At 58.5% G+C, this 12708-nt stretch carries 11 protein-coding genes; 10 read left to right on the top strand and 1 reads right to left on the bottom strand.

What is annotated here, in order from left to right; translation table 11 throughout:
- Window positions 1–13: 13 nt before the first annotated feature.
- The 4 genes from J3P89_RS08845 to J3P89_RS08830 all read left to right on the top strand — a co-directional run bounded on the left by J3P89_RS08845 (window position 14) and on the right by J3P89_RS08830 (window position 6010).
- On the top strand, window positions 14–1774 hold the full coding sequence (locus J3P89_RS08845; protein ID WP_434697294.1) for a hypothetical protein: 1761 nt from the start codon (window positions 14–16) through the stop codon (window positions 1772–1774).
- Window positions 1771–3012, top strand: a complete 1242-nt coding sequence (locus J3P89_RS08840) for a glycosyltransferase family 4 protein (RefSeq protein WP_434697293.1) — start codon at window positions 1771–1773, stop codon at window positions 3010–3012. The genes J3P89_RS08845 and J3P89_RS08840 overlap by 4 nt, the downstream gene beginning before the upstream one ends.
- Window positions 3009–4316, top strand: coding sequence for a glycosyltransferase family 4 protein (locus J3P89_RS08835; RefSeq protein WP_434697292.1), 1308 nt, complete (start codon window positions 3009–3011; stop codon window positions 4314–4316). The genes J3P89_RS08840 and J3P89_RS08835 overlap by 4 nt, the downstream gene beginning before the upstream one ends.
- A gap of 128 nt (window positions 4317–4444) precedes the next feature.
- The gene (locus tag J3P89_RS08830; RefSeq protein ID WP_434573002.1) at window positions 4445–6010 is read left to right on the top strand and encodes a methyl-accepting chemotaxis protein; all 1566 of its coding nucleotides are present in this window, start codon (window positions 4445–4447) and stop codon (window positions 6008–6010) included.
- 158 nt (window positions 6011–6168) lie between these two features.
- Here J3P89_RS08830 and J3P89_RS08825 read toward each other — a convergent pair whose 3' ends face one another.
- On the bottom strand, window positions 6169–6861 hold the full coding sequence (locus J3P89_RS08825; RefSeq protein ID WP_434697291.1) for an alpha/beta family hydrolase: 693 nt from the start codon (window positions 6859–6861) through the stop codon (window positions 6169–6171).
- A gap of 97 nt (window positions 6862–6958) precedes the next feature.
- Between J3P89_RS08825 and ccoN (J3P89_RS08820) the strand changes: the two genes are divergently transcribed.
- From ccoN (J3P89_RS08820) to ccoO (J3P89_RS08795), 6 genes are all read left to right on the top strand, one after another.
- Complete coding sequence (ccoN, locus tag J3P89_RS08820; protein WP_434697290.1) at window positions 6959–8383, top strand: cytochrome-c oxidase, cbb3-type subunit I; 1425 nt, start codon at window positions 6959–6961, stop codon at window positions 8381–8383.
- Window positions 8384–8393: 10 nt separating this feature from the next.
- On the top strand, window positions 8394–9002 hold the full coding sequence (ccoO, locus tag J3P89_RS08815; RefSeq protein WP_434697289.1) for a cytochrome-c oxidase, cbb3-type subunit II: 609 nt from the start codon (window positions 8394–8396) through the stop codon (window positions 9000–9002).
- 5 nt (window positions 9003–9007) lie between these two features.
- The gene (locus tag J3P89_RS08810) at window positions 9008–9208 is read left to right on the top strand and encodes a cbb3-type cytochrome oxidase subunit 3 (protein ID WP_305499961.1); all 201 of its coding nucleotides are present in this window, start codon (window positions 9008–9010) and stop codon (window positions 9206–9208) included.
- Window positions 9205–10161, top strand: a complete 957-nt coding sequence (gene ccoP / locus J3P89_RS08805; RefSeq protein WP_434697288.1) for a cytochrome-c oxidase, cbb3-type subunit III — start codon at window positions 9205–9207, stop codon at window positions 10159–10161. Before J3P89_RS08810 ends, ccoP begins: the two co-directional genes overlap by 4 nt.
- A gap of 496 nt (window positions 10162–10657) precedes the next feature.
- Window positions 10658–12100, top strand: coding sequence for a cytochrome-c oxidase, cbb3-type subunit I (gene ccoN, locus J3P89_RS08800; RefSeq protein ID WP_186636610.1), 1443 nt, complete (start codon window positions 10658–10660; stop codon window positions 12098–12100).
- A complete protein-coding gene (ccoO, locus tag J3P89_RS08795) occupies window positions 12100–12708 on the top strand; it encodes a cytochrome-c oxidase, cbb3-type subunit II (RefSeq protein WP_305499959.1) in 609 nt (202 codons plus the stop codon). The genes ccoN (J3P89_RS08800) and ccoO (J3P89_RS08795) overlap by 1 nt, the downstream gene beginning before the upstream one ends.

Raw genomic sequence — 12708 nt, 5'->3', positions numbered from 1 at the left:
AGCGAGCGTTTCGATGCAGACCACAAATATCAGCCCCCTACAGTCCATGCGTTGGTATTACTCCATCTCCGCAAAAATCGCTCGCATTGTTCCCGGCTACACGCTCAGCTTAATAAGCTTAACCCTTGTGTCGCAACTCAGCCTATTGGCGGCATCATTCCTGCCGTTGAAAGCGATCATTCTTATTGGTTCCCCCGGCATTCCCGAGTACTTTCCTGAAGCTTGGAAACCATTAGGACGTGAAAACTTATTCATCGGCCTTAGCGTTGCGGCGATAACGTCATATTTTTTTCATTTATTAGCGGAAAAATCAATTCGAGAGATGACCGAGGCTGGTTCCAAAATCCTGTTGGCGAACAGCAACAAGATGACGTTGTTCGAAGATCAGGAAAATATCGCCAGTCGCGCCTACCTGCGTTTCACGAGAAGCCTTGCAAGTGTCTTCTTTGTTACCGTTACCTTTTTCCTGCTCGGCACTTTATACAATGACTTGATGCTCGCAATTTTCGCGTTCTGGCTCGGATTGGCAGCTCTGTATTTTTTCATGCGGGCCACATCCAAGCTCCAGCATGAAAAGCTCCTTAAAATCATTAACGAAGCGCCAAGCACTGTCGCTTCGCTAGGTTTCCTTGCTGCTTTCGGCTTCATGATCTACGACTTTCTTGATGAAAGCCCTCCAGAGGTTTTTGCCGCGCTTATTGGCGTTTTGCTTTCCAGGCAAATAATGCATCGCGTGGCAATCTTCGCGCATGACACCCACTGCCTGATCACGCAGCATCTTCAGCTTTCCGCGCTATTTTTTCACGCTCATAAAATACATTTACATCAGGGGAGCGAAGATGCGAATTTCTGGAGCCTCTTCGACAAAGAAAATCACCCTGACGTGCTAAGCGGTTCAATTTCTGAAATAACAGGTCGAACTTTTGTTATCTGCGAGGCGCGCTGGCATCAGACTGGCGTACACGACATTGCGGCCCTTGAAGTGTCGGCAAAATGTACACAGAGCGGAAATATCGAACTTTTTCTAGTAAAAATCTTCAGTTTAAAGCGAAGCATCCTGGCCATCAATGAAGCCACTTTATTGGCTGAGTCCTCCCCCTGCAACTTACCAACACTACCTTTCATTGGAGCGGGCTCCATAAGCGAATTTCATTGCCATTTATTTCAATGGGGACAACTTAAAAAATTTGACCCACTGGAATTCAAAGCGCCCACTTATGAAATCCTCCAGCGGATGATGCTAACGACACCCCCACCCAGCTTGGTGAAGTTATTTTCCCGATCCCGCCCACTCATCTGGGACAGGCTGAGCGTGAGCAAACTATCGCACTTCACATTGGCCATCAGCACTACAAAACACAAAGACAATATGAATGCATTCCTCGCGTCTCGAGAGAACATACTCGGCGTCTTGAAATCTCTACCCTTGCAAATCACCAACATAGACATTGCCAACGATCATCTGTTATCTGATTTTGAAGGTAATACATTTGTCAGCCACTGGGGACTGTGGAGCCTTGAGCCGGTTGGTGCTGGCTGGCCCACGTCAAAAAAAGAGCTACTGAGACTTGAAAGTGTCTTTAATGAGCTCCAGCACGTGCGACCCGCCATGACAAGCGTATCTCTCCATGCCGTAAAACTATCAGCACTCATCTTCACTTTCGACAAGTTACTGACAAAGCAACATTTCATTTCTGCAAGCCAATTACTTCCAGAAATTATCGGCGCTTACGCTCAACAAAACGAATTCAGAACTCCGGAGACATTACGTTGACCCGCATAGCCATGATCGTCTGGAATGAATTCCGCAACGATGCCCGTGTATTGAAAGAGGCCCAGACGCTGCAATCCGCCGGCTATGCCGTCACCGTGTTTGCCCTGCACACGCCGGGGGTCACGTTAGAGAAAGAAACGTTGCAGAACGGCATCGATGTCGTGCGCGTCGCGCGCAGTCCGCTCTGGAAGCTGCGCAAGCCCAAGGCTGGCGCGCCCGCCGCCGCCTCGGCAGCCAACGGCGCCATAGGTCGTTTAAGCCCCATCCGACAAGTATTGCGAATTGCCGCGCGGTTATGGACACATGCCGGTCTGCTTGCGCGCATCGCCAGGCATAAGGCGGCGGTCGTTCACGCCCACGACGTCAACACTTTGCCAACGGCGTGGCTGGCGGCCAGGCTGAGCGGAGCGCACCTGGTCTATGACGCGCATGAAATCAGTACCAGCCGCGAGGGTTACAACAGTTTCCGCGGGCTGGTAGCGAAGGTCGAAAGCCTATTGATGCCTCGGGTCCAGGGCAGCATAACCACCACTGATGCGCGGGCGAAGTTTTTCGCCCGGGCCTACGGCGTCCCGCGCCCGGTGGTGCTGCAAAACCGGCCACGTCTAACCGTGAGCCCGGATAGCCAGCGGATTCGCCATGAGCTGCAGTTGCAACACCCTTGGCCCATCATTGTTTACCAGGGTGGTTTGCAACAGGGCCGTGGTCTGGAACGATTGGTACGTATCGCGGCCTCGGTAGACAACGCCTACTTCGTGTTCATCGGCGGCGGCAGGCTGACTGCGCCATTGACCGCCCTGAGCCGTGAACTCGGGCTGACTGAACGGGTGTACTTCATTCCCACGGTGTCGCTCGCCGACCTGCCCAGTTACACCGCATCCGCCGATATCGGCGTACAACCCATCGAAAACACCTGCCTCAACCATTTCACGACCGACTCTAACAAGTTGTTCGAGTACTTGATTGCCGGCCTGCCGGTCGTCGCGACAGACCTGCCGGAAATTCGCCGTGTCGTGAAAGCCTATGACATAGGTCTGCTGGTGCGTGAAAGCGATGACGAACAATTGGGCGAAGCAATCAACCGTTTGGTCAAGGATTCACAATTGCGCATGAAGTTGGCCGCCAATGCCAGCGCAGCAGCCCTGCAATTGAACTGGGAGCAACAGGAAATGCGACTGGTGGACCTTTATAGCTGCGTACTCAAGGGCCGGCCTTATAGCAATGGCGTTCACCCATGACAATGCGTGTTTTACTATTGAGTTTCTATTACCCGCCGGATCTGGCGGCGGGGTCGTTCAGAGTCGAGGCCTTGGTAAAGGCGTTGCTCTCGCAAAATGAATGCAAGCTGCACATTGATCTGATCACCACCCAACCCAATCGGTATCAGTCGTACTGCGCACCGGATGTATGCGAACCCGAGTCGCCACAGCTATCGATCAAACGCATTGCCCTGCCCCCTCATCAGAACGGCATGACTGACCAGGCCAGAGCCTTCCTCACCTATGCCTCGGGCGCTTACAAGACTGTCAGCGGCAAAGATTACGATCTGGTAGTAGCCTCCTCCTCGCGCTTGATGACTGCTGCGTTGGGTGCATTGATTTCCCTGAAGAGCAAAACGCCTCTTTATCTGGACATACGCGATATCTTCGTCGATACCTTGCCCGAATTGGTCCCGGGCGCGGCCGGCAGAGCCATGACCTTTTTTTTCTCTTGGGTGGAGCGCCTTACCATTCACCAAGCCACTCAGGTCAACCTGATTTCACCGGGATTTCTGAGTTACTTCAACGAGCGATATCCGAACAGGACTTTTTCCACCCACACAAATGGTGTCGATGAACTTTTCCTGAAACCTCCGAATGACATTGTTGCCCCAGATCCGGCAAAAACCGAGTTGAAGATTGTCTATGCAGGCAATATCGGCGCCGGCCAAGGGCTGGAATACATCGTTCCGGCGATGGCCGAACAGCTTCAGGGGATCGCTCATTTCGACATCATCGGTGATGGCGGTGCCGCCAGTAAGCTTCGACAGGCCCTGGAAAGAAAAAACATTTCAAACGTCAAGCTCATCGCTCCGACCAAACGATCGGATCTGCTTGAGCATTACCGCAAGGCAGACATTCTTTTCCTGCATCTGAATACATTCAAATCGTTTCGACGGGTCTTGCCTTCCAAGCTTTTCGAGTATGCAGCCACCGGCAAGCCCATACTGGCGGGCCTGGCGGGCTACGCAGAAAAATTCACCAAGTCCAGGATCGCCAATGCAATGGTGTTTGAACCCGGCGATATCGACGGCGCGATCACTGCACTGAATCGACTGGACTTGGCGCCTGTCAAAAGAGCCACGTTCGTCACGGATTACTCCCGGGTTTCGATCCAGCAACGCATGGCGCTGGATGTGCTGCGTACGCCTGGACTGAACGATGGACGGGCACAATGGTACCTGCGCCTGAAGCGCTGGTTGTACATCCAGATTGACTGGGTCGGAGCGACTTGCCGCTATCCTGTCGTAGCCGAGGTCCTGACGGCTTCGATGCTCGGTTGAGGTCGAGTTTTTTCCAGGCGTCTAGAGGTACTGCTCGGAAAAAGGCCAGGATCTTCCCCGGGAAAAAGCTCTTTAATAATTACCCAAGCCTGCCGACAACCTTTCAAAGCCTTGCGGACTACACCACCATGCGTAACAACCAACCTATTACACAACGCGAAAGGACCTTCCCGGCCCAGCAGAGATTGATTTCCACCACCAATACCAAGGGTGTGATCACCTACTGCAACGACGCGTTCGTTGAGATCAGTGGGTTCTCGAAGGAAGAGCTGATCCATGCGCCGCACAACCTGGTACGCCATCCCGACGTTCCGTCGGCCGTGTTCGCCCACATGTGGGACACGCTGAAACAAGGCTTGCCATGGATGGGCATCGTCAAGAACCGCTGCCAGAACGGTGACCATTACTGGGTCAACGCCTACGTCACGCCTGTATTCGAAGGCAATCAGGTGGTCGGCTATGAATCGGTACGGGTCAAACCCAGCGCCGAGCAGATCTCCCGAGCCGAAGCGCTCTATCAACGCATCAACCAGGGCAAGGCCGCGGTACCCGGCAGCGACAAATGGCTGCCGATCCTGCAGGACTGGCTGCCATTCATCCTGGTCAGCCAATTGAGCTTCGTCGTCGGCGCGTTCCTCAATTCTTCCTGGGGTTTTGCCCTGGCTGCGCTGCTGTCGGTGCCGTTGGGGTTGATGGGCCTGCAATGGCAGCAACGCGGGATCAAGCGCCTGCTGCGCCTGGCCGAGCAGACCACCTCCGATCCGTTGATCGCGCGGATGTACACCGACAGCCGTGGTGTCCAGGCACGCCTGGAGATGTCGATTCTCAGCCAGGAAGCACGTCTCAAAACCTGCCTGACCCGCCTGCAGGACACCGCCGAACATCTCAACGCGCAAGCGCGGCAATCCAATTCCCTGGCCCACGACAGTTCCACTGGCCTGGAGCGTCAGCGGGTGGAAACCGAGCAGGTGGCCACCGCCGTCAATCAGATGGCCGCGACCACCCAGGAAGTCGCCAGCCACGTGCAGCGCACCGCCGATGCCACCCAGGAGGCCAATCGCCTGACCAGTCGCGGTCGTGACATTGCCGGAGAAACCCGTGAAGCCATCGAACGCCTGTCGGTGGTAGTGGGCGAGACCGGGCAGACCGTGACCCAGCTCGCCAAGGACAGCGACGAAATCGGTGGTGTGGTCGACGTGATCAAGGGCATTGCCGACCAGACCAACCTGCTGGCGCTCAACGCCGCCATTGAAGCGGCCCGCGCCGGTGAGATGGGCCGCGGCTTTGCCGTGGTGGCCGACGAAGTGCGGCAACTGGCCCAGCGTACCAGCGAATCCACCGGGCAGATCCATGCCCTGATCGCCAAGCTTCAACAGACCGCCAACAACGCCGTACAGACCATGGACGCTGGCCATCGCCAGGCCGAAGAAGGCGTGGCGCGGGTCATGGAAGCGGACCAGGCGCTCGTCGGGATCAGCGAAGCCGTGGCCCACATCACCGACATGACCACCCAGATCGCGGCTGCCACCGAGGAGCAGAGCTCGGTGGCTGAGGAGATCAGCCGCAACATCAGCAACATCTCGGAACTGGCCGACCAGACCTCGGGACAGGCCCACAGCTCGGCGCTGCTCAGCGAAGAACTGACTCGAACGGCCAATACCCAGTATTCGTTGGTGGAGCGGTTCAACCGCTGATTTCAGTGGCAAACTGAAAACCCGGACAGCGAAAACTTCCGGGTTTTTTACGCTCTGAAAGATCGCTTTCGCGAGCAGGCTCGCTCCCACCCTGGATTTGCAGCGTTCACTCCCCTGTGGGAGCGAGCCTGCTCGCGAAGAGGCCGGAACAATCAGCATCAGTCTTGAAAAAGAAACCCAGCCACTCTCTGCGCCGCCGCCTCCAGATGCTGCTCGTGACTGAATCCCGAAGCCTTCAGCGGCTTCAAGTCATGATCCCCGGCCGCCAACCACAGCACTTCGATGCCAGGTGACAAGGCATAACCTTCGACCGCCTCACGATTACCCAGCGCATCCCGCTCGCCCTGGACAATCAGCGCCCGGGTGTTCAACGCCGCCAAATGTTCGACCCGCGGTTTCTCCGGTTTGCCCACGGCATAGAAGGGATACCCGAGGCACACCAGCGCATCGGCACCCAGCTCATCGGCCACAAGGCTTGCCATGCGCCCGCCCATGGATTTGCCGCCAATCGCCAGCCGCCCAGCGACATAGGGTCGCACCGTGGCGTAGACCTCACGCCAGCATTCCAGCAGCTTAGGCGCCGGGTTGGGTGGGCGCTTGCCGCCGTCCAGGCGCCGTTGGGCCATGTAGGGAAACTCGAAGCGCAGCACATTGACGCCTTGTGCGGCAAGGCACGCGGCCATTTCGTTCATGAAGCCGCTGTCCATCGGCGCACCCGCACCATGGGCCAAAATCAGCGTCGGCGATTCGGCACCAGCACCGGGTTTCGCGGCTGTCCACAACCAGCCGCGCTCGGTCACGCATCGCGCCCATTGATCCCCGTCAATACTGGCCTTGTGCTGTTTGTTCATGCTTGCCTCGCTTTTAGTCTGCCTATAACTCCAGGCGAAGAACGCTGCACCTGCCCTGCGCGGGCGCGCACTTCGGCTGAACCGTGGATGGGGAACCATGAACACTTCAATCAGTACCGCCTACAACTACAAGGTGGTCCGCCAATTCGCCATTATGACGGTGGTGTGGGGCATCGTCGGCATGGGCCTCGGGGTTTTTCTCGCGGCCCAATTGGTCTGGCCACAGCTCAATTTCGATTTGCCCTGGACCAGCTTCGGCCGCCTGCGCCCACTGCACACCAACGCGGTGATTTTCGCCTTTGGCGGCTGCGCCCTGTTCGCCAGTTCGTTCTACTCGGTGCAACGCACCTGCCAGACCCAGCTGTTTGCGCCGAAACTCGCCGCGTTCTGCTTCTGGGGCTGGCAACTGGTGATCCTGCTGGCGGCCATCAGCCTGCCACTGGGCTACACCAGTTCCAAGGAATATGCCGAGCTCGAGTGGCCAATCGACATTCTCATCACCATTGTCTGGGTCGCCTACGCCATCGTGTTCTTTGGCACCGTCGCCAAGCGCAACACCAAACACATCTACGTCGGCAACTGGTTTTTCGGGGGTTTCATCCTGACCGTGGCGCTCCTGCACATCGTCAACAACCTGGAACTGCCGGTGAGTCTCACCAAATCCTACTCGGTGTATGCCGGCGCCACGGACGCGATGGTGCAGTGGTGGTACGGGCACAACGCCGTGGGCTTTTTCCTCACCGCCGGTTTCCTCGGGATGATGTATTACTTCGTGCCGAAACAGGCCGAGCGCCCGGTATATTCCTATCGCCTGTCCATCGTGCACTTCTGGGCGCTGATCACCCTGTACATCTGGGCCGGCCCGCACCATCTGCACTACACCGCGCTGCCGGACTGGGCACAGTCGCTGGGCATGGTGATGTCGCTGATCCTGCTGGCGCCCAGTTGGGGCGGCATGATCAACGGCATGATGACCCTCTCGGGGGCCTGGCATAAATTGCGCAGCGACCCGATCCTGCGCTTTCTCGTGGTATCCCTCACGTTCTACGGCATGTCGACTTTCGAAGGCCCGATGATGGCGATCAAGACCGTCAACGCCCTCTCCCATTACACCGACTGGACCATCGGACACGTACACGCCGGTGCACTCGGCTGGGTGGCGATGATTTCCATCGGTGCGCTGTACCACATGATCCCGAAAGTCTTCGGCCGGGCGCAGATGCACAGCATCGGCCTGATCAACGCGCACTTCTGGCTCGCGACCATCGGTACCGTGCTGTACATCGCCTCGATGTGGGTCAACGGCATCGCCCAGGGCCTGATGTGGCGTGCGGTGAACGAGGACGGCACGCTTACCTACTCCTTCGTCGAAACCCTGGTGGCCAGCCACCCCGGCTTCATCGTGCGGTTGGCGGGTGGGGCGATCTTCCTCGCTGGCATGCTGCTGATGGCCTACAACACCTGGCGCACCGTGCGGGCCTACCAGCCTGCCGAAGCGGCCGCTGCCGCGCAGATGGCTTGAGGAGTCCGCCATGAAACACGAAACAATCGAAAAAAACGTCGGCCTGCTGATGCTGCTGATGGTCCTGGCCGTGAGTGTCGGCGGCCTGACCCAGATCGTGCCGCTGTTCTTCCAGGACGTGACCAACAAACCGGTGGACGGCATGAAGCCCTACACCGCCCTGCAGCTCGAAGGCCGCGACATCTACATCCGCGAAGGCTGCGTCGGCTGCCACTCGCAGATGATCCGTCCGTTCCGCGCCGAAACCGAACGTTACGGGCACTACTCCGTCGCCGGCGAAAGCGTCTGGGACCACCCCTTCCTGTGGGGCTCCAAGCGCACCGGACCGGACCTGGCCCGGGTCGGCGCGCGTTACTCCGATGACTGGCATCGCGCTCACCTGTACAACCCGCGCAACGTCGTCCCCGAGTCGAAAATGCCGGCCTACCCATGGTTGGTGACCCAGGCAGTCGACAGCAATCACACCGAAGACAAGCTGCGCGCCATGCGCACCCTTGGCGTGCCGTACAGCGACGACGATATCGCGGGTGCGACGGCCTCGCTCAAGGGCAAGACCGAGATGGACGCACTGGTGGCCTACCTGCAAGTGCTCGGCACTGCCATCAAGAGCAAGAGGTAAGCGCGATGTTCCTTGAAATGAGCACTGGAATGATTCGCGGCCTGGGCACGGTCGTGGTGTTCGTGGCCTTCATCGGCCTGACCCTGTGGGTGTTCAGCAGCAAGCGCGGCCCGGAATTCGCCCAGGCGCGCCTGCTGCCGTTCGCCGACGAGCCGCCCGCTGACGCTACCCCCCAAGACCCCGCACCAAGGAGTACCCGGTCATGAGCACTTTCTGGAGTACGTGGATCTGCGTACTGACCCTTGGCAGCCTCATCGGCCTGACCTGGTTGCTGATCGGCACCCGCAAGGGCGAGACCAAGGGCAGCGTCGACCAGACCATGGGCCACAGCTTCGACGGCATCGAGGAGTACGACAACCCCTTGCCGCAATGGTGGTTCCTGCTGTTTGCCGGCACCCTGGTGTTCTCCGTCGGCTACCTGATCCTGTATCCCGGCCTGGGCAACTGGAAAGGTATCCTGCCCGGCTACGAAAATGGCTGGACCGGCGCCCACGAATGGGAACGAGAAATGGCCAGGGCCGACGCCAGGTTCGGGCCGATCTTCGCCAAATTCGCCGCAATGCCGGTGGAAGAGGTCGCCAAGGACCCGCAAGCGTTGAAAATGGGGGGCCGCCTGTTCGCCTCCAACTGCTCGGTCTGCCATGGCTCGGACGCCAAGGGCGCCTTCGGCTTCCCGAACCTGGCCGACAGCAACTGGCGCTGGGGCGGCACTGCCGAGACCATCAAGGCAACCATCATGGGCGGTCGCATGGCGGCAATGCCGGCCTGGGGTGAAGTGCTGGGGGACGCCGGGGTCAGGAACGTCGCCGCCTATGTGCGCCACGATCTGGCTGGCCTGCCTCTACCGGCCGACAGCGGTGCCGACCTGCAAGCCGGCCAGCAAGCCTTCAACACCACTTGCGTGGCTTGCCACGGCGCCAACGGCCAGGGCACCGAAGCCATGGGCGCGCCGAACCTGACGCAACCGGCCGGTTTCATCTACGGCACCAGCCTGGCGCAGTTGCAGCAGACCATCCGCCATGGCCGTCAGGGCCATATGCCGGCGCAGAATGAACTGCTCGGCAACGACAAGGTGCAACTGCTCGCCGCGTATGTGTACAGTCTTTCGAAAAGTGATGAGCAGTTGAGCGACAAGCCGCAAGCTGCAAGCCTCAAGTAGTGTCAAAAGCAGCGACAAAGCTGCAAGCGACAAGTGCCTACTTGAAGCTTGCAGCTTGAAACTTGTAGCTGCTTCTTTTTGTCGCACCCCTTCCAAGGTCTTCCTTTCGGTTCGCTGCAATCGCGTCTAAGCTTGCCCCAAAGCATGTGGGCGACTGCCGGGATCTGGTCGAGCCGACCCGATGTGTTTGCCGCTCGTTCGACAAAAACCCCGCGAAGTCAGGTAGATACCGACGGTTGCGAGGACACCTGGGCACCCCCCGAACGCAGCGTTTGAACACACCCCGTTACAACCGACCCGCCCCCCTCGCCTCGTACATTTGACGCGACAATTTGTCGGGGGCGATTTTTGTCCCTACGCGGCGCATGGAAAGGCCGCAGAATCAGCGTTGGAAAGCATTGACGCAGGTCATGGCGCGTTGCAATGACCCCCCGCTTTCTCCATACTTGCGGCCGATTTTTATCCTAATAAAATACCCAAACCGTGGAACCTTAGAATGAGCACAGCAATCAGTCCGACTGCTTATAACTATAAGGTAGTCCGCCAGTTCGCCATCATGACGGTGGTCTGGGGGATCCTTGGCATGGGGCTCGGTGTCTTCATCGCCTCGCAACTGGTCTGGCCGGAGTTGAACTTCGATCTGCCATGGACGACATTTGGACGCCTGCGCCCGCTGCACACCAACCTGGTGATCTTCGCCTTCGGTGGTTGTGCGTTGTTTGCCACCTCCTACTACGTCGTGCAGCGAACCTGCCAGACGCGACTGATTTCCGACAGCCTCGCCGCCTTCACCTTCTGGGGTTGGCAAGCGGTGATCGTCGGCGCGATCGTGACCTTGCCAATGGGTTTCACCACCACCAAGGAATACGCGGAACTGGAATGGCCCCTGGCTATTCTGCTCGCCATTGTCTGGGTGACCTACGGTCTGGTGTTCTTCGGCACCATCGTCAAGCGCAAGACCAAGCACATCTACGTCGGCAACTGGTTCTACGGTGCATTCATCGTCGTGACCGCCATGCTGCACATCGTCAACCACGCGTCGCTGCCGGTCAGCTTCTTCAAGTCCTACTCGGCCTACTCGGGCGCGACCGACGCGATGATCCAGTGGTGGTACGGCCACAACGCCGTGGGCTTCTTCCTGACCACCGGCTTCCTGGGGATGATGTACTACTTCGTGCCGAAACAGGCCGAGCGTCCGATCTATTCCTACCGCCTGTCCATCGTGCACTTCTGGGCGCTGATCACCCTGTACATCTGGGCCGGTCCGCACCACCTGCACTACACCGCGCTGCCGGACTGGGCGCAATCCCTGGGCATGGCAATGTCGATCATCCTGCTGGCGCCAAGCTGGGGCGGCATGATCAACGGCATGATGACCCTGTCGGGCGCCTGGCATAAGCTGCGCACCGACCCGATCTTGCGCTTTCTGGTGGTATCCCTGGCGTTCTACGGCATGTCGACCTTCGAAGGTCCGATGATGGCGATCAAGACCGTCAACTCCCTGAGCCACTACACCGACTGGACCATCGGCCACGTACACGCCGGTGCGCTCGGCTGGGTGGCGATGATCTCCATCGGCGCCATCTACCACATGATCCCGAAACTGTTCGGTCGTGCGCAGATGCACAGCACCGGCCTGATCAACGCGCACTTCTGGCTCGCCACCATCGGTACCGTGCTCTACATCGCCTCGATGTGGGTCAACGGCATCACCCAGGGCCTGATGTGGCGCGCGATCAACGACGACGGCACCCTGACCTATTCGTTCGTCGAAGCACTGCAAGCCAGCCACCCCGGTTTCATCGTCCGTGCCCTGGGCGGCGCGTTCTTCGCCAGCGGCATGCTGCTGATGGCCTATAACGTGTATCGCACCGTTCGTGCCTCTGACCCGGTTGAAGCAGAAGCCGCCGCCAAGATCGCCGTAGTTGGAGCTCACTGATGAAGCACGAAGCAGTAGAGAAGAATATCGGCCTGCTGGCCTTCTTCATGGTCATCGCCGTCAGCATTGGCGGCCTGACCCAGATCGTTCCGCTGTTCTTCCAGGATGTCACCAACAAGCCGGTCGAAGGCATGAAGCCGCGCACCGCCCTTGAACTGGAAGGCCGCGACGTCTACATCGCCAACGGTTGTGTCGGCTGCCACTCGCAGATGATCCGTCCGTTCCGTGCTGAAACCGAACGCTACGGCCACTATTCCGTTGCTGGTGAAAGCGTCTGGGACCACCCGTTCCTGTGGGGCTCCAAGCGCACCGGTCCGGACCTGGCCCGCGTCGGTGGTCGCTACTCCGATGACTGGCAGCGTGCGCACTTGTACAACCCGCGCAACGTAGTGCCTGAATCGAAGATGCCGGCCTACCCGTTCCTAGTAGAAAACAAGCTCGACGGCAAAGACACCGCCAAGAAAATGGAAGTCCTGCGCGCCCTCGGCGTGCCCTACACCGACGAAGACATCGCCGGAGCCAGGGATGCCGTGAAAGGCAAGACTGAAATGGACGCGCTGGTGGCCTATCTGCAAGGCCTGGGCACCATCATCAAAAGCAAACGGTGA

The sequence above is a fragment of the Pseudomonas sp. Z1-14 genome (assembly GCF_051132005.1).
Classification (GTDB): Bacteria; Pseudomonadota; Gammaproteobacteria; order Pseudomonadales; family Pseudomonadaceae; genus Aquipseudomonas.
Note: the sequence above shows the minus strand (reverse complement) of the source record. Positions and strands in the feature narration are given on the sequence as shown.